Annotated in this window: 17 protein-coding genes; 8 read left to right on the top strand and 9 right to left on the bottom strand. The window is 37.7% G+C overall.

The window, feature by feature from the left end; genetic code table 11:
* Nucleotides 1–117: 117 nt before the first annotated feature.
* Nucleotides 118–1,317, bottom strand: a complete 1,200-nt coding sequence (locus BGP15_RS00480) for a FecR family protein (RefSeq protein WP_286768408.1) — start codon at nt 1,315–1,317, stop codon at nt 118–120.
* Nucleotides 1,318–1,377: 60 nt separating this feature from the next.
* Nucleotides 1,378–1,998, bottom strand: a complete 621-nt coding sequence (locus BGP15_RS00475) for an RNA polymerase sigma factor (protein WP_286768407.1) — start codon at nt 1,996–1,998, stop codon at nt 1,378–1,380.
* 198 nt (nt 1,999–2,196) lie between these two features.
* On the opposite strand from BGP15_RS00475, the gene BGP15_RS00470 reads away from it, so the two are divergent.
* On the top strand, nt 2,197–2,670 hold the full coding sequence (locus tag BGP15_RS00470) for a DinB family protein (protein ID WP_286768406.1): 474 nt from the start codon (nt 2,197–2,199) through the stop codon (nt 2,668–2,670).
* 4 nt (nt 2,671–2,674) lie between these two features.
* Here the strand turns inward: BGP15_RS00470 and BGP15_RS00465 are convergent, their stop codons facing one another.
* Complete coding sequence (locus tag BGP15_RS00465; protein ID WP_112374037.1) at nt 2,675–3,061, bottom strand: winged helix-turn-helix transcriptional regulator; 387 nt, start codon at nt 3,059–3,061, stop codon at nt 2,675–2,677.
* Between the two features lie 167 nt (nt 3,062–3,228).
* On the opposite strand from BGP15_RS00465, the gene BGP15_RS00460 reads away from it, so the two are divergent.
* The 6 genes from BGP15_RS00460 (at nt 3,229) to BGP15_RS00435 (ending at nt 7,970) form a co-directional block, all read left to right on the top strand.
* The gene (locus tag BGP15_RS00460) at nt 3,229–4,221 is read left to right on the top strand and encodes a quinone oxidoreductase family protein (protein WP_286768405.1); all 993 of its coding nucleotides are present in this window, start codon (nt 3,229–3,231) and stop codon (nt 4,219–4,221) included.
* Entirely contained in the window at nt 4,218–4,685 is a 468-nt protein-coding gene (locus BGP15_RS00455; RefSeq protein WP_286768404.1) for a cupin domain-containing protein, read from the top strand. Before BGP15_RS00460 ends, BGP15_RS00455 begins: the two co-directional genes overlap by 4 nt.
* Before the next feature lie 102 nt (nt 4,686–4,787).
* A complete protein-coding gene (locus tag BGP15_RS00450) occupies nt 4,788–5,354 on the top strand; it encodes a Crp/Fnr family transcriptional regulator (RefSeq protein WP_286768403.1) in 567 nt (188 codons plus the stop codon).
* Nucleotides 5,355–5,412: 58 nt separating this feature from the next.
* On the top strand, nt 5,413–5,994 hold the full coding sequence (locus BGP15_RS00445; protein ID WP_112373617.1) for an NAD(P)H-dependent oxidoreductase: 582 nt from the start codon (nt 5,413–5,415) through the stop codon (nt 5,992–5,994).
* Nucleotides 5,995–6,116: 122 nt separating this feature from the next.
* A complete protein-coding gene (locus BGP15_RS00440; RefSeq protein ID WP_112373618.1) occupies nt 6,117–7,391 on the top strand; it encodes an adenylosuccinate synthase in 1,275 nt (424 codons plus the stop codon).
* A 12-nt stretch (nt 7,392–7,403) separates the two neighbouring features.
* The gene (locus BGP15_RS00435) at nt 7,404–7,970 is read left to right on the top strand and encodes a Crp/Fnr family transcriptional regulator (RefSeq protein WP_286768402.1); all 567 of its coding nucleotides are present in this window, start codon (nt 7,404–7,406) and stop codon (nt 7,968–7,970) included.
* 113 nt (nt 7,971–8,083) lie between these two features.
* Here BGP15_RS00435 and BGP15_RS00430 read toward each other — a convergent pair whose 3' ends face one another.
* The 3 genes from BGP15_RS00430 to BGP15_RS00420 form a co-directional block, all read right to left on the bottom strand.
* On the bottom strand, nt 8,084–9,319 hold the full coding sequence (locus tag BGP15_RS00430) for a porin (protein WP_286768401.1): 1,236 nt from the start codon (nt 9,317–9,319) through the stop codon (nt 8,084–8,086).
* Between the two features lie 302 nt (nt 9,320–9,621).
* On the bottom strand, nt 9,622–11,157 hold the full coding sequence (locus BGP15_RS00425) for a RagB/SusD family nutrient uptake outer membrane protein (RefSeq protein WP_286768400.1): 1,536 nt from the start codon (nt 11,155–11,157) through the stop codon (nt 9,622–9,624).
* Nucleotides 11,158–11,168: 11 nt separating this feature from the next.
* Nucleotides 11,169–14,411 (bottom strand): SusC/RagA family TonB-linked outer membrane protein, encoded by a 3,243-nt coding sequence (locus BGP15_RS00420; RefSeq protein ID WP_286768399.1) that lies wholly within the window; start codon nt 14,409–14,411, stop codon nt 11,169–11,171.
* Between the two features lie 464 nt (nt 14,412–14,875).
* Here BGP15_RS00420 and BGP15_RS00415 point away from each other — a divergent pair, with 464 nt between their 5' ends.
* Nucleotides 14,876–15,184 (top strand): VOC family protein, encoded by a 309-nt coding sequence (locus tag BGP15_RS00415; RefSeq protein ID WP_286768398.1) that lies wholly within the window; start codon nt 14,876–14,878, stop codon nt 15,182–15,184.
* Between the two features lie 103 nt (nt 15,185–15,287).
* Here BGP15_RS00415 and BGP15_RS00410 read toward each other — a convergent pair whose 3' ends face one another.
* From BGP15_RS00410 to BGP15_RS00400, 3 genes are all read right to left on the bottom strand, one after another.
* Entirely contained in the window at nt 15,288–15,980 is a 693-nt protein-coding gene (locus BGP15_RS00410; RefSeq protein ID WP_286768397.1) for a TonB family protein, read from the bottom strand.
* Between the two features lie 68 nt (nt 15,981–16,048).
* Nucleotides 16,049–16,912 (bottom strand): DUF1735 domain-containing protein, encoded by an 864-nt coding sequence (locus BGP15_RS00405; RefSeq protein ID WP_070565131.1) that lies wholly within the window; start codon nt 16,910–16,912, stop codon nt 16,049–16,051.
* A gap of 12 nt (nt 16,913–16,924) precedes the next feature.
* Entirely contained in the window at nt 16,925–18,499 is a 1,575-nt protein-coding gene (locus BGP15_RS00400) for a SusD/RagB family nutrient-binding outer membrane lipoprotein (RefSeq protein WP_286768396.1), read from the bottom strand.
* Nucleotides 18,500–18,956 lie beyond the last annotated feature (457 nt).

Genomic DNA, 18,956 nt, shown 5'->3' with positions numbered 1-18,956 from the left:
TAATATTATTTGATGATCATTGAATCGCAACATGATCGATAAGCTTAACACATTGACCAAAGGTGTTACCAGCACCTTTGGTTGTTTTTATCCGGCTTATCGTAAAAATTAGATAGGTCAATCTATCACAATAAGCCTCCTTCCATTTAGCGTTAATTTTACTTTTCCTGTTGTTTGCAACATATCAATAATGGTAGATAGCGGCTGAGAACGCGATACCATACCATCAAATTTCAGCTTTTCAAGTCGTTCGGGACATGCTACATCCACGTTGTACCACCTTGAAACTTTACGCAGCAGACTTACTAACTCCTCTCCTTTAAAAACAAAGTCACCATTTATCCAAGCTACTTCCTGAGAGATATCGACATTTTCTACACGCAGGGCTTCATTTAACAAGGCCCGCTGCCCTGGTTTTAAGAGCACCGATTCATTTCTTTTTTTCGAACTAACGCGTACAACTCCCTCCAATAAAGTTGTTGTTGTATAAGGTTCGTCATCATATGCGTTCACATTAAAATGCGTACCAAGCACCTCAATTTTTTGATTTGCTGTCTCCACGTAAAAAGGAATTCGCCTTCCCACTCCTATTCCCGTCTCAATTTTTGCAATTTCAAAGTAAATCTCTCCGGTCATATGGACATGCCGTTCGTTTTCACTAAATTTCAAAGGATAGGTCAACGTCGAATTTGCATTGAGAAATGCTTTGGATCCGTCGGGCAATATAATTTGATATTGGTTTCCGCGATTGGTCGTTATTTTATTCACAGCAGTGCTGGCTGCTTCCCCTTGTTCAACGGCTTTATAAACCAATTCACCGTCTTTATTCTTTTGTATTTCTACCCCGCCTTGAAGTGCTACCACACTTCCATTTTTTATATCAGCTAATGAAACAACGGAGCCATCTTTTAGTGTTAATAGGGCATCATCCTTTCCTGGAGCACCAATATGCTGCACGTTTTTTGGCTGTTCTTCAGCAAGCTGTTGTTTAAATAGAAACAGTGAGATAGCGCCAACAGCGACTAGGAGCGCCGCAATTTTTAACCAGACAGCCATACCAATTTCTGTAAAGCGGTGTTGGTTAGCGCGCTTTTTTATTTGAGACTGCAAACGATCATAGTTTGTTTGAACGGATAGTTCACCCGCATAATGTCCCATTGCCACAATGGTCTCCTGCAACTCCGCTATGGACGCTTTATGTTCAGGATATTTTTGTAACCATTTTTCCCATTTTTGGATATCCTCTTTATTCGTTCCCTTGCAATAGTTCACAAAAGATTCGTCCAATAATAACGCTTGCAAATTAAGTTCGTTCATATCACTCTAATCGTAATTTATACAATAGAGTGGTCAGGGTCATTTTTTCACTACTCGTTTTTAAGAAAAAATCAACAAAAATGAAGAAAGTAGCCCTATGGCAACTTTAAGAAAGATTTCTTGTTCACTAGAAAGGTTATTTTTTATTTTTTCTAGGGATTTATAAATGGTATTATAGATCGTATGGATCGAAACCTGATTGGCATCAGCGATTTCCTGATAAGAAAGATCCAAAAAAAATCGTTGGTAAATCACCAGCCGTTGTTTTGTTCCCAATTGCTCCATATGCTCCTCAACCAACTGTGTTACGGTATTTGTTGTTACCGCACGTATATGTTGTTCTTCAACAGAGTGATGGATTGACGGATCATGGATTTCTTCCACAAAATCCAAATCTGTCAGTTGCAGTGTTTCCTTGCGAAAAAGTTTTTGAAAGAAAACCGTAATAATATAATTATGATGATTGCGTATTTTTTGATTGTCAGTCTTCTTTTCCCAAAGGTGTAGAAATACATCATTCACACTATCCTGAATACGCTGTACCGACATTTTCTTTTTCGTTCCCAAATAGGAAAGATAATGGTAATAATGTTTGTATAAAGCATAAAATGAATCTTCACAGTCCTCTTTCACAAATTGGTCCCAAACATTTTTTAGATCTCTTCCGGTTAGTGTAAACATAGTTTCGTGGTAACAATGACTTTATACAAAAAAAGAAAAGTCTTATTAACAAGAGGTTAACTGAAGATGAAGAATCGGAAAATTGTATGTAAATTGGACAGATAGTCGATTATAATTCCTCGACGATGCTGTATAGTGTAAACGTATAATAAAACAAAAGCAGTAAAACAACTGATTATTAGAAAGATAAATTACAAAATGGAAAGACGTATATTTATAGCAGACCGGCTTCGCGAAGTTTTTTTGAATGGACGTTGGATTGCCAACACCAACTATCAGGAACAACTATTGAATACGACCTGGGAACAGGCCATATTCAAAATAAATGATCTGAATTCCATCGCTGCGCTAACCTATCATATCAATTATTACCTAGAAGGTCTACTAGCTGCATTTACGTATGGAAAATTGGAAATTAGTGATAAATACAGCTTTGATATCCCGCCTATCCAATCCAAAGCAGACTGGGATACACTAGTAGATCGATTCCTGAAAAATGCCAAATTATTTTGTGACTGTATCGCATCGTTCGATGAAAACCTCTTCGATCAGCCATTTATTGATAAAAAGTATGGATCTTACCTCAGAAATATCGAAGCTGTAATCGAACATAGTTATTATCACCTTGGTCAGATTTCACTGATCAAAAAGTTAATTCTTCAATCGGAATAAATTGTTATTTCGTTAATGCAGCGAGTTCTTGTTTCACTTTCTCTCGGTATTCCAACCCCCAACTGACCAGTGATTCGGTAACGGGGAATACACTTTTACCATAGGCGGTAATTTTATAGAACACTTTCACGGGGTCTTCACTGGGCTGGCGGGCGACTAACAAGTTTAATTCAAGGTCTCGAAGTTCTTTTGTCAACACTTTTGCAGAAATTCCCTGAATCTCCCGTTCCATTTTTTTGAAATAAATTTCCTGCAACTCCCGATTAGCCAAATAACGCAATATCATCAATTTCCATTTTCCGCCCAAAATATCCAGCGCGTCACGTATAGCGCGCAATTCTTCTGTACAACTCGCCTCCCGCATTTGATTTCCTTCCAAAACTTGTCCCATATTGATTTCCAACGACTAGTTACCACTTGTTAACTACCAACAAATATATAGCAAACGAAACGTAGATTTGTCATATCAACTATATAAGATGAAAGAATGCTGATATAACATACATTATTTCGGCAGGAATTTTTCATAGGGATGCCATCATTTAAATAAATAGCGATATGAACGCGGTTATACTGGATAAAGACAATCAATTGATAAATGCGGAGGTTGAGCTTCCTCAACTGAAGTCCAACGAAGTGAAAATTAAAATATTAGCTTCAGCACTCAACCCCATAGACTACCAGATGCGTGAAAATGAATTTGAACGACGTTATATATTTTCACCCATACTTGGTAGAGAAGGGGCAGGAATTGTCACAGATAAAGGTTCAGATGTAAGTGAATACGCAATTGGAGATGAAGTATTTTTTGCCTGTGGCAGCATGGGCAGTAACGGAACCTATGCAGCATACATTCAATTACCAGCCGGCCTCGTTGCCCCTAAGCCAAAAAATATTTCGTTTGAGCAAGCAGCAGCACTTCCTACCGCTGGCATCACCGCATTGCAGGTTTTCGACCGAGCAGCAATTAATCCGCAAGATCATATTTTCCTAACCGGAGCGTCTGGAGGCGTGGGTCTTTTTGTATTAAAATTACTCCTGGCTAACGGCATTAAAAATATCGTTGCAACAGCAGGAAGTATGGGCAGTATTGAAAAATTACGCCAACTAGGACTGCAAAAAGACAGTATCATCAATTATCGAAAAGAGAATTTAACGGAAATAATCAAGCTTAAAAGTAATCAGCAAGGTATTGACGTCGCTATTGATGCGGTGGGGCAGCATCTCTCGGAAGTTGCCGCCGCAGTATTAAAACCCTATGGAACTTATATCGACATCACACATTTTACGACCGCGGCAGCAAGAGACCAACTATTTAGTTCGGCCGCACAGATCATCAATATATCCAACTTTATCCACGCCCAAAGACTGAATTATCCCTATTTCAAAAAGGGGTTGGATCGAATCAGACACACTATTGAGCAAGAAATTATTCAACCTGCCCCTATTTATCTTATCGGTAACTTAAGCCCCGAAACAATCGAAAAAGGGCATCTAATGCTCAAAAACAACCAGACTCAAGGCAATAAATTAATTATACAAAATCAATGAGAACTATACCTAGACGAATCGTGACAGGCATACGTGCCGGCAAATCCTTTATCGAAGCGGATGCATTGGTTGATAATGTATCAGAGCACTATCCCAATCTTGTTATTTCCGATATCTGGCAAACCAGCCAAATGCCGGCCAAGTTTGAGAAAGAGCATCCCATAGAAAACAGCGCTATACCCCAAGTCATCAAAAATGGCACGTACTTCCGCTATGTACAGATCCCACCCGATCGGGAACTTGGTATAGAAACGACGATTGGTACCCCTCATCCCCTCATGCATCAGACCGCTAGTTTGGATTACATCATTATTCTTTCAGGGGAGATTTACTTGATTACAGACACAGAAGAAACGCTTTTACAAGCCGGCGATATTGTCATCCAACGCGGCACCAATCATGCTTGGAGCAATCGCTCCGATCAAATGTGCCTGCAATTGGCCATTCTAATTGATGCGAATTAAAAATCTACCCTGTTGCTCAATCGGCAAACTAAACATTGAGCCGATTAAAACACATCGAATTTATCTTGTAGGAACACCGCAATTTTTCTAAGTTTGGACTTCATGATAGCAACATATTTTCGGTCTTTGCGTCTGTTCGACGAAGAAGAGATCAATCAGATTGCTCAGCTTTTTGAATACAGAAAGCTGAACAAAAACGACTTTTTTGTTAAAGAGAATCAACCTTGTCATGAGGTTGCATTTATACAATCAGGGATCTTCCGTTCTTATTATAGCAGTGCGAATAGGGAAGATATTACCTATTGTTTCCGCTTTCCCAATACATGGATAGCGGCCTACTCCTCCTTTATTACAGGCGGGCCAAGCGTGGAGACCATGCAGGCCCTTACCCCTGCCGAACTGTGGACGATCAAAAAAAATATGATTGATAAGCTTGCTACGAATAGCCTAAAATGGACAAAATACCTTCAAATGATTGCCGAGGAACAATATCTTGAACTTGAAAAACGCGTCTTTCAATTACAAAAAGAAACCGCATCACAACGTTATGCCAATTTACTCAAAGATCATCCTGATTTTATCCAACAGCTTCCTTTACAATACCTCGCTTCCTATTTAGGCATTACACAACGTCATTTAAGTCGTATTCGCAGCGAAATTTCTTTTTAGACATTTGTCCTGTAAAGACGGTAGCCCTATTTCTATTTTTGTGATGTAATAAAACATCATGGAGAAAAAAATACTGATTATCAATGGCCACCCGAATCGGGAATCTTTCAATTTTGGCATCGCAAATGCCTATCAAGAAGCTGCGGCAGCGTCCGGAGCTACAGTACGAACAATCCATATTATTGACCTAGATTTCAATCCAAACCTTGAATTTGGTTATCGTAAACGGACAGAACTTGAGCAGGACCTACTTCTTGCCTGGGAAGACATCTTATGGGCCGATCATTTGGTCTGGATACATCCCGTTTGGTGGGGCGGTCTTCCAGCCTTGATGAAAGGCTTTATCGATAGACTTTTTTTACCTGGACGGGCTTTTCAATATCGCGAAAACTCTCTTTTTTGGGACAAATTACTCAAAGGAAAATCTGCTCGGATCATTACAACACTCGATCAACCAAGTTGGTATTATGCTTTAGTTTACGGCAGACCAAGTGTTAATCAATTAAAAAGATCAACCCTCCAATTTTGTGGAATATCGCCTGTGAAAGTCACTTATATCGGTATTATCAAAACTTCCGATCCTATTAAGCGAAATAAATGGATACAAAAAGTACAACAGCTCGGACACAAACAAGCTTAAGCGCAATCCAAACGCATTAAGACTGCTGGCCAAATGATAATGAGGAGCACTTTTTGCCAAATGGCAATTGGCCTCCGCCTTGCAAGCCCTAGCTTTGACCATAATTTCAAAACAAACGCAACATGGACATTCTAATTGGGCTCCAATGGGGAGACGAAGGTAAAGGAAAATTCATTGATCTGATCGGAAGCGACTATGATATTATCGCTCGGTTTAATGGCGGCGCGAATGCCGGACATAGTATTTACTATCAAGGTAACAAAGTTACGCTTAAACTACTCCCATCAGGCATCTTTTCACCGCATGTCAAAAACATTATCGGCACCGGTGTGGTGGTTGACCCATTAGCATTTAAAGCAGAAATCGAAGAACTAGCGCACATTATGCCAGATCAAGATCTCGTTGATAGAATTTTGATATCCCAAAAAGCGCATCTCGTTTTACCGACCCATCGTTATTGGGATATCTATATGGAACAGTCCCCACTGTATCGCACGATAGGAACGACCAAAAATGGAATTGCGCAAAGTTATTCCAATAAAATACTCAGACAGAACCTTCGCGTTGGTGATATTCACTCGGATAGTTTTGATACTGACGTCTATCAAAATTTAAACCGTCAATACAAAGAACTACAGTTTTTGGGGCAAGAAATGCCTGCATTCGAAGAGCTCTACCACACTTTTATTCAAGGATGCACTTCCTTAAAACAAGTGCCAATTATAGATACCGAAATCTTTCTGAATAAGGCAATCCGAGATGGGAAGAAGGTATTGGCGGAAGGCGCGCAGGCAACTCTGCTTGATATCGACCATGGAAGTTATCCCTATGTGACCTCATCAAATACGATAGCCTCCGCAGCCTGTGTAAGCTTGGGTGTGTCGCCTAAAGTGGTGGACAAAATTTATGGCGTTACAAAAGCCTATTGCACCCGTGTGGGGAATGGCATTTTCCCAACAGAGATCACAGGGCAAGCTGCCAATGATTTACGGGACAAAGGAGCTGAATTCGGTTCCAATACCAAACGTCCCCGTCGTGTCGGCTGGCTGGATCTACCAGCATTAAAATATGCCATCATGTTAAACGGAGTTACGGAACTCGTTCTTACGAAAGCCGACATTTTGAACGAAATGGCTGACATCCCCGTCTGTACCCATTATGAAATAGATGAACAAAAAATTTCGTTAGCATTTCCCCAATCTTCTGAACAAAAAATTAAACCGATCTGGAAATATTTAAAAGGTTGGAATACCGATTTCTCTAATATCAAGCAGGCAGACTTACTTCCAGAAACCTTGGGTACATTTATCTCCTTTTTAGAAGAAGAGTTACAAGTTCCCATAACGTATCTTTCAACAGGACCACAACGTGAAGATTTGATTAACTTAGCGAAGTAATACAAAGGTAACATGGAGCAATTACTGGAATACATCCGAAAATTTGGACAGCTCGATTTGCGTGAAGAGAATTTAATTCGACAGGCATTCGAAAAAAAGAATATTTCAAAGTCAAGCTATTTTGTCGCTTGCGGTAAAGTAAACAATAGCATTGCTTTTGTGGAATCGGGGGTATTCCGTTCGCTCTATTACAACAGTAAAGGCGACGATTTTACGCGTTATTTTATTTATGAAGGTCGTTTTATTGGGGATCTTCAGAGCTTCTTGGATCGAACACCTTCCAACGACTATATAGAATCCCTCACAGATAGCGAAATCTGGAGCCTTGATTTTGAGAATTTTACGCTTCTTGAAAAGGAAGTTAAAGTTTGGCCGTTGTTGATGGCCAAACTTTATGCTTTTGTGGTGGAAAGTAAGTTAAAAACGGCAAATACCATGATGAATCTCGATGCCAAAGAACGCTATCTCCTGTTCTTAAAGCTTTACCCGGGTTTAGCCAATCGTGTTCCATTAGCCATGTTAGCGTCCTATTTAGGGATTACCGCATCATCACTGAGCCGGATTCGGAAAAACATCTAAGTGTCGGGAGATCTCTAAATCAAATGGCCTAAACAACCTACTATATTGGTCAAACTAAATATTGATCCTCCCCCTTAACACCGATACTCGCGAAAAAACAGCACTGAGCCAATTTACCAACGATAAAGCAGCCTTGTAGTGAAAACATTATCTTTCAGATCAGCCGAAAAGTTTGGTAAACTTGTGGTTTCGTTCGTTACATGCTCATTATATACAGTCAGTTTAATCCTATTGTTAATCTGATATGCAAGACCATAGCCCAGCGTACTAAACTTAACATCGCCATCGGCCGTAAAATTATCAGGCATGCCGATTGTCATGCCACTTGCTTTCGTATTTGGATCATATACGTCATACGCTATCAATGCAGTAATACCGGTCTTCGCAATCTCCTGCGTAAACCAAAGATAATATCCATTAAATTTACGTTGATAAAGGTCTGTTGTCGGCTGGGTTGTAAAACTTCTGCTGGCGTAGGGTCCTTTAATATCGACACCACCGGCAACTCCAGGCTGGTCTCCTGCCACATATTCGGTTTTGAAACTGGATTTCCCGAAGCTATTATCAAACTCTACCTGTAAGTTTGCTCCATAATAGTTCCTGCCGATGGCTTTACCTTCATTCTCATCACTGGTATGTGCGGTGTACCCATTGCTATTAGGCGTATAGTAGGTTTTCGTATCATTACGTACCGAACCTTTATAGAACGAGCCACCAAATCCCAAATGCAGTTTTTTATCCGCTAGGCTATCAAATTTAAAAGCAAGATTACCGATGAGATCTTTTTTGGAATCATAATCTTTAGCCGAATGGCCACTGCCATTCACCAAAGCTAAATCTAAGTTTAAGAATTTAGCTTTACCGCTAGGATGATAACTTACCATCCCTCCAAGATCACGTTCGCGTGGCATTAACGTCTGGAATACACGTGCCCGTTCCGGAAAGTCACGATAGCCCGATGAGTATACAATGGAATATCCAAAAGGTCTATTGAAAAGTCCCGCAGTTAAACTAAGGCCTTTTTGACTTGGGTGACGCAATTGAATAAAGGCATCCATTAACTGCACGCCATCTTGCGTAGCATCCAATTGAAAGACAATACTCGAGTAAGTATCCACCCGATCAATTTTAAGACGTCCCCTGCGGATCATAAATCTGTTATCCGAATTCTTTGAAAAATCCCCACCTGAAAAGGACGTAATTCCAGGAGATTGCGCCTTTTGAAACTGTGTTTGAAGGTACCCCGTAATCTTGATATCATGTGGATCATAGCTGGAGGGCGCATTATTATTTTGCGCAAGTGCTACAACGGGTCCTATCAGAGCTAAGAGTAAAAGTGCTTTTTTCATGAGAATTTTAAATAAATTATCTTTTTCGCTTTTGATGATATGATACGAGCAGAATCATTTTTCCTTCTTCTATTCCATCATCTTTCAACGGCGTAAAAATAGATTCTCAATATTAAGTTAATATTAATAAATTGTTAGTCTATTAATTTATATACATAAAATTAATGATTTGGTAATATATCGCCTTGGAGGTCGTTTCCAGACATTGAGAACTCATACGATCTCGATTATATTTTAAAATAAAAATGGCCGATACATGAAATTCACGTATCGGCCACCTAACTATTGATTCCTTCTTAAAATTATTCCAACCCCTTATTATAATCGCTTTCACGAAGAGGTATAGCCCAAGTCCATTTATTTTTATCTTCTGGCTTAATTGTAGTAACCAATGAAGTCAAGAAATTACCACCGTTAGCAAAGTCTTTTCTCACAATAGTATCTCCCCATCGTTTCATATCAAACCAATCGAATCCTTCGCCCCATAGTTCAACCGCGCGATAAAGTTTAATTTCATTAAGTAGATCTGTTCCTGTTTTTGTACAAACATAATTCACATCCCTTCCTGAAGTAGCGTTTAATGCATTAAGAACACCTTGAACTTCGCTTGCTGCCTTATTTTGGAAAAATTTCGCTTCAGCCTCAATGAGATACATTTCGGAAGCCCTAAAATGATTCACATGACCGATACCAGGTATATCATTCGCTTTAAATTTGAAATTCATATACGCAAAAGGAACTGCAGTAGCTTGTAAATCTGGGAACAACTTAAATGCTCTCGCTTTCATAGCTGTCCCCGCAATACCCGTTGCGGTAGTATATGCTTCATTCTTTGGATCCAAAAATAAATCTCTACGAACATCTGTCGTCGGTATCTTATCGAACAATTCTCTACTGATACATTTTGGTGTTGTTCTTACGGCACTAGCTGTTGAGTTATAGGCAATATAAGACTGGAATGAATAGAAATATAACGTTTCATCAGAGGCTCCATAACTACTCCATATCCATTCGCCATTCTGAGTAGAAAAACCGTTTTTATAATCAGCGTTACTCATCAATTTATAATTTTTACGAGCAAGAACTGCATATTTTTCTGCGTTAACGTAGTCCTGTTTGTTTAGTGCTGCCCTTGCGTAAATCGCGTAAGCCACATCCTCATTCACTTGGAAATTTTTGTCGGATTCTCTATCCAATTTAGACGATTCATATAGCGCTATTGCGTCATTTAAATCTTTATAAATTAAATCATATGTCTGCCCTAAAGTAGATAAAGGCATGTCTCCTGTTGATACGTCGGTTCTTAGAACTAAGCCTCCAGTTTGACCATTATTGGAATCCTTCCATCTATTTCCGTAAATCTGAGCTAACATCATATAACTGTATGCTCTAAAGGTTAATGCTTGTGCTTTTATGAAATCTTTTTCAACGGCTGGTCCCTCCGCTCCATCAATACTTATTACAATTTGATTTGCATTACCTATAATCTTGTAATAATAATACCAAGGATAATAAAGGTAAATACTTGTTAAATTTTGATTGTAATTTGCATTAATGATATCGGCCCAACCACTTAAGTTGACAAAAAAATTGTTTCCAGGATAATTCCCGTAATACATTTTGATTGTTCCTTCTCCATTAAAGCCCTGGCTTCCCAAATATTGTTGGGTCATCATCTTAGCTAAGCCATTTACAGCTAACTTGGCATTTTTTGTTGTTTCAAATACCGTAGGAGTACTTACAGAGTCTGTAGGAAGTGTCTCTAAATAGTCCTTTTTACAGGAAGCTAGCAACAACACTCCTGCAAATAATACTTTAATATAATTTATATTTTTCATCCTTTTATTTCTTATAGTCCAACTTTTACTCCAAAAGATACAGTACGCGGAGTTACCCAAGCATTTGTACTAGTACCATTCCATTGCTGTTGCGGGTTCATTCCTTTGCGTTTCGTCATTGTTGCCAAGTTTTCGATCCCCGCAACAATTCTTACTGAAGACAAATCTATTTTACTAACCAATGTTTTTGGCAAACTATAGCCCACCGCAATATTTTTGATAACTAAATAAGAGCCATCCGTTAAAAAACGATCACTTGAATAGTTGTTCATATTGCTCTGTGAAAAGTTAATTGCTGGAATACCATTCGGATCCAATCTATTTACAGAAGTCGCAGTCATACCTTCAGGAATTCCATTCCATGACTTCATAATATCTGTATGCATAGCACTTGGCGTACCAGACATAGACATTAAACCTGCATAAGACGAATCAAATACTTTACCTCCGATAGCGTAAGTAAATAAAGCCGAAAAACTAAAATTCTTATATTCAAAGTTGGTATTAAAACTTCCATTCATCTTAGGAATAACAGATCCCGACCAATCCCTTACACCATAATTGGATGGATTGGTAACATAATATTTTCCGTTAATCTCGATTAATTCAGCAGTTGGTATAGCTGCCTTATCAGGAGCTGAACCATTTACATTAAATCTTTGTGTATCTGGAAGATACAGAGAACGCCCGGTCATTTGATCTACACCTGCAAATTTAAACATCCAGAAATCATATCTTCCACGTCCTTCCATCCATTTAAAATTACCAGTGATAATACCATTTTCTCTATTCTCTTCTGGTAATGCTAATATTTTGTTGGTCAACCATGTTGCATTCGCTCCAATATTCCATTTCCATCCATCACCTTTCAAAACATCGACATCAAATGTTAGCTCAAAACCGCGATTTGACATTGAACCGATATTACGTGTAATTGTGGAAACAGCAGAAGAAGTAGATGTCGCACCGGCAGATAGCGGCAAATTAACGTCAAATATCAGATTTTGTGACTGCTTATTAAAGTATTCAAAGCTTAAATTTGCACGCTGGAATAAACGTGTCTCAATAGCTGCAGAAAAAGAACTTGAAGTTTCCCAAATCAGATCCGGCGACGCATTTTGTTTTTTATAAAGAGCCGCCATATTTGCATTTTGATCTATATCATACAAAGCTAAGTGCGCATATTTATTAGCACTTTCATCATTTCCAACTTCTCCATAAGATGCTCTTACTTTCAAATCATTGACGATATGAAGTGCATCTTTGAAAAAGTCTTCTTTGGAAACTATCCAACTTCCACCTAATGACCAAAAGTTACCCCAACGATTTTCAGGACTGAATCTAGAAGATCCGTCTCTTCTAAAGGAGGCCTCAGCAAAATACTTACCATCATAATTATAGCGAGCGCGAGACAAGAAACTTTCGACGCGATAGTCCTCTTGGTAATCATACAAAGAGGTAATCTTGGTAAAGTTAACCATGTCAGTTTTTCCCGCAAACGTCTCATCTGTTTTATAACCATACAAGTAGCTCCAATTATCGGAATAATTTTCATGGCCCGCTAAAACATCAACGTGATGCTTTCCAAAGTCCTTATTCCAACTTAACAGTTGTTGAAGCGTATAATTTTTGTACCGATAAATATTTCTAGCAGCGCGACCTTGTCCATTACCATCTCCTATCACTGCATTATTATAGGTACGGCGTTCCGAATTACGAAGATTCAAATCACCATTTAGCGTGAACGTAAAATCTTTCAGGAATTTAAATTCGAGGAATCCTCGACCGTTTACAGTATTTCTAATCGTTTGATCACTGTTCAATTCATTTTCCCAAATAGTATGCCTTCCAACATATTGTAATCTTGTGGATTCACCATTATCGAATTGTTTATCTCCTAAAGCATCTAATGCATAGGTACCATCAGGATTATGTAGATGAATCGGATAAATTGGTGCAATTGAGCGTGCATAATTAAAAGGATTTGTGAAAGAACCAGCATCATCCGTGGAACCGCTTATTCTATCTGAAATTTGGTGTGATCCTGCTAAATTGAAGCCGTATTTAAACCAATTTTTAGCTTGCAATTCCGCATTTAAACGACCTGTAAACCTCTTTAAACCTGAATTTTTAATATAGCCCTTTTCGTCCAAATATCCAGTAGAATAAAAAACTTTTGCTTTATCCGTGGCTGTATTCCCATCAATATTATAATTTTGACGATGTCCTATACGATCTACTTCACTAAACCAATCCAAGTCATCTCGATATCCACTTTTAATTTGCGCATCGGAAACTAGCTTACCATTCGCGTCGAATAATTTATCATCATCTTTATCATAAATGTTTAGTTTAAGATAGTTACTTACCAATGACTTTGAAGCCTCATCATTTGCAGATTGGGTTGTCGGATATTTGGTTGAACTACTTGTCAATAAGTTATTTCGATACCCCATCCACATAGCCTCCATGAATTGTCTATCATTCACTCGGCTATATTCTGCAATACCTCTTGAATAAAACCCTTGATCAGTGGAAACATTCACTTGTGAGCGTCCAGCTTTTCCTTTCTTTGTTGTAATGATAATAACACCATTACTTGCCCTACTACCATACAAAGCTGAAGAAGAAGCATCTTTCAATACCGATATACTTTCTACGTCATTCGGATTTATATCGGAGATATTACCACCAAAAGGAACACCATCGACAACATAAAGAGGGTCATTCGAACCATTTAGTGATGAAAATCCACGAATCCTTATACTAGGTTCTGCACCTGGCATACCAGAAGTATTGTTCAGTTGAATACCAGCAGCAGATCCCTCTAAAGCTGCAAATGCATTGGTAACCGGTCTTTTTTCGATATCCTTCGCAGAAACAGATGTTACTGATCCAGTTAACGATTCTTTTTTTGCAGTACCATAAGCGACTACGACAACCTCATCTAACGCTGTATTCTGATCCTCCAATGATACATTGAATAATGACTGTCCTTCTTTAACGATTATAGTTTTGTCAGAATGACCGACATACCTGAAAACCATAACTTTACCAACAGGAACTGATAAAGAATATTTTCCATTTGCATCTGTTTGAGTAGCAATGTTTGATCCTTGAACAGCAATTGTCACACCGACTAATGGTTTACCATCAGCTCCAGTTACACGACCGCTTACTTTCTTCTCTTGCGCAAAAGCAACGGAAGAAAGGATCATACTCCCCACGAAAAAACTGAGTAATTTGTGTTTCATATGTTTATGTTTATTTAAATTAAGTAGCTTACTTGCATGTTAAATGGACGAAAGTTCTGTTGAACCTGTCAATATATGTTTTTCTAAAAATGATGAGTCTATTAGACTAATACAGTTAGTGTACAAAACCGGACATGAAATGTTAAGGTTTTGTTAAAAGCAAAGATAAAACAAACTTTTAAACCTGCAACAGAGAGTTGAAAATAGAGGCAATAATACTCGAATTAGTTCACACAAAACACGACGTCTTATATAAAATAAAACACTAACTATCAAACTATTACACAATATAAAACACATAGACAAAAAAAAATAAAATATTTTTGACAAAACAACAACATCCACTACATTTTTTGTAATTTTCACCCTAGAACCGGTACTAAAATCAACAGCAATAAAGAAAAACATAAAAAAACTACCAAAAAGACAAAAACAATAACATCCAACATTCAAATACAAGAAAAATGAAACTAAAATGCGTAAATCCGATATTATATTCAACAAATTTAGATCAGACAATTCAGTTCTATAGTGAGAAGCTGGGATTTACGTGTATTGAAAAAAATGAAACATTGGACTGGATTTTATTGCAAAACGGAACGATAGAAATCATGTTCTCCCATCCTGTTGAAAGCATTGCTTTTGAAACAGCACAATTTACTGGTTCCTTTTATTTTAACGTAGATGATATTGATAATTTATGGGAAGAATTGAAGGAGAATGTCAGAAATAGAAACTTTCGAATGGGGGATGCGCGAATTTGCTATATATGACAATAATGGATATGTGCTTCAGTTTGGGCAGGAAACTACATAAAAAGACCACTTTAGGATATAAATGAACTAAAGTGGTTTTTTAACAGTAATCTAGCGTACTTTACATATGGCCTTTGTAAGATTTAAAGTCAAGAGACAAGGGATAAACTACTTCAGACACAACAGCTACACCATTTTCTTTTGCTGGAATCCATTTCCCTGATCTCAAAAGGGCTCTTTTTGCGTTTTCCAAAACCTTATAGCCCGGGTCATTTTCGAAATTAACATTGGAAATCACACCCTTTGTATCTACAGTAAAACGCAAATTAAACTTTCCTTTTACCCCAGCGTTTAATGCCTCCTTAGGATACTCAAAAGTATTAGAAAAATTTTCATTAAAAGCGTTCATTCCTTTCTCTGGAATAGCGACATGGTCTTGGCTATCTGCAATTTCTTCTGATGAAAGAACATGATATGGCAATCTAACCCAAGAGGCTACTTCTTTATTATCCTTAACTGCAGGTGTCCATTCTCCCGAAACCTTCAATATACGAATAAGACGCAGTGCAATTTGGTCTCCAAGATCTTTAACGATATCTGCAGAATCTATCTTCCCTTTTTCATTTACACGAAATTCAACGATTATATCTCCAGAAATATTCTTATCAATTTCGGATGTTGTCAACACTAGGTTCTTACTTAGATCTTTTACCAAATTATCGTATCCAATCTTTGGTGTAGCCTCTTTATTTTGCCCCTTGCATACCAGCACCACCCCAAAACCCATGAATAAAGTTAAAAAAGACTTTTTCATAAGATAAAAATTAAATAGTAAAAGCAGAGGAAAAGACATTACTCTTCCTCTACTTATTAATTGATTAACTAATCTCTCGGTCCAGTGTAGACAAATTTCTCTTCAAAAGTACGTCCGCCTCCATTTGAAGTCCAGTTTACTGTAAGTGTTTTAGTCGCTGGATCGTATTTACTTGTTGGCTTAGTAGCAATTGGTAATAAAGTTGTCATTTCTACTGTAATATTGTTCGTAGCTTGATCAATAGTATAATTTACAACATTTGAATATGTTCCCAAAAGTCCTGGTTTCAATTGACATTTATTTCCGCCAATTGTTACAAGTGTTACTGTCTTATTTGCATTTGGAACAAGAGCAGTGTTTGCAGAAGTTGTATAGGCATAAGTTCCGTCGAAGAAATTTTTACCAGAGATTCCAACAACCATTTTACCAAAGTTTCCAGAGATATTTCCAACGGAAGCAGATTCAATAGAAAATCCAAGCGCATAGCTTTTATCAAAAGTAAACATACTGGGCTTTAAATCAACAACAAACTTACCTACTCGTTCCCCCTTCTTTATGACAACATCGAATGAAGAAATACTATACTGTGAAGTAGGAAGAGCTACAAACTCATCGTCCTGATCATCATTGTATTCGTCAATTAATGAATTATCTAGCTTAACCTTCACATTAATATCATTCGGGGCAGTATTTGAACCTGCATAATTTACTTCTAATACCAACTGCCCTGTTGGATTCATATCAAATGATAATAAATACAAGGGTAGCTTACTAGTAGTACTTGATTGAATAAAACCAGGATTCTTAAATTCGATAATATTTGATATTGCCCCTGGAGCATCTGGCCCAATCAAAACTTCATCTTTCAAACAAGATGAAAATATAGTGGTAATAACCAATGCTAAAGAAATATATTTTAATATTTTTTTCATGTTATTTTAAATTTATCTAGCCCAAAAAATCTTCGAAGTATATTTATCTATTGAAGGAATATTTGCACTATTATAGTTAAACTCAGTATTAGGATACATCACTCGCGTAGGCAACTTATCTGTAGCTGTAGCTTCAGAAGTTATTGAAACAAATGTATTATTTCTGTTTGCAATATTATTAGGATAATATGCATTTGTATTCGGGTTAATCAATGAAGGATACCCTGTACGGCGATATTCGTTCCATGCCTCATGTCCAAACAAAAAATTGAAAGCAACATATTTCTGTGTAATTATGGCTTGCAATTTTTGTACATCCGAAGAGGCGCTTGCTATATTTACTAAATAGTTACTGGCATTTTCTGCTTTATAATTTGTTAAATAAGCTGTTAAATCAGCTGCAGAAACAGTTGTTGCATCCGCTTCATTTCTATTTAAATAATTATACGATGCTTTAATCCCCTCATCAAATAAAGTAGCCACAGTACCAGAAGTTATCCCTTTCAAAGCAGCTTCCGCTTGTAAGAAATAACTTTCCGAAGCCAACAAAATTGGCTGACCAGCCGCGGGGCCTTTTAATATTCCTTTTCCTGTATAGGATGTTGAAGAAGTGCCTAAAAACCAAGAACTTGGTGCTTGACCACGACCAGCATCAGATTGCTGGTATCCCAACTGATTTACAGGCGTAGACACCCCTGTCTTATAAATTAAATTAGCGCGAGCTGCATCAGATATTTTAGTACCATTATAAAATGTCATAATATAGGGCGTTGGCGCATATTGACTTGCAGCTCCTACAGCCGCTCCATCATAGGAATAAGCCCAAGCATTCCACATTGGATTTTGCTTACCGTCATTTTTAGTAAAGCCAGGATTAACAATCACATCAGCTGTTACAAACCCAACATCATCTAGTGTTGTTTTCGTAAATTGAACTTTATCTTTAGCACGCAATAACATTTTTAATTTCAACGTATTGCCTAATTGCGCCCATTTAATACCATCTCCTTTATATAAAAAGTCTGTATTTTTAAATAAAGTTGAAGATGTGCTCGTCTTAAAATAAGCTACCACGCTATCTAATTGTGTACCCAAATCCTTATAGATATCCGTTGCTTTATCATAGGCAGGAGTAAGACTTGCTTTCCCTTTTAAGGCTTGTGAATAAGGAATATCATTATAAGTATCTACCAGATTCACATAGTTATAGACTTTCAATAGTTTTGCAGCAAAATATAAATCCATTTGACCCTGTGGCTTGGCCGTATTTTCAACATATTGAAGATCATTCAATATATCATAACTTGTTGACCACAAGGAATTAAAATCAGTCGTAGTAAAATTATAGGAGATAATTGATCCCCAACCAGAAACTCCACCACCGTTTGCACGATAACCGACCAGTTGTGTACCATAGCTATTATATGTAGGTACAAGGCGTGCTGTAGCTACTAAAGCCTGTGGAAAAACAAGTTGAGGAGTAGACTCTGTAGGATTATTGGGGTTATCATTGATATCCAATGCCTTGGAACATGAGGCTAAGCTCAATCCCAAGCAAGCGTATAGTAAAAATTTATTTCTTTTCATTTTAAGATCAAATTAGAGAGTTAAGTTCACAGAAAAACCGACATATCTTGATGGAGGCGTTTGACCCAAATTAGTCAAACCAATTGCATTACCATTTGACGAGCCATTTCCATCAGAATATTCTGGATCGGTATAAACATTTGATTTTGGCGTCCAGATAAATAAATTACGTCCTTGAACACTTACACGAGCCCCTTTAATTACGTTTTGACCTGCCAAAAATGATTTTGGGATACGATAACTCACAGACATTTCGCGAATTTTCCAAAATGCCGCAGAAGTAATATAATTTTCTTGGATACCCGTACGAGGCCCAGCAATTGACCAATATCCTGGTCCACCGTCGCGTACTGTAATATTTGTATGTCTCGTCCTGAAAAAACTTTACAGATTTAACCATTAGTCCTAAATAGATCTTACAGCATTTTTTGGTAATCCTGAAAATCCTTTACAATTA

Origin of the sequence: Sphingobacterium sp. 40-24, from assembly GCF_001899705.1 — a bacterium.
Taxonomy (GTDB): Bacteria; Bacteroidota; Bacteroidia; order Sphingobacteriales; family Sphingobacteriaceae; genus Sphingobacterium; species Sphingobacterium multivorum.
This window is presented reverse-complemented; position numbering and strand designations above follow the sequence as displayed.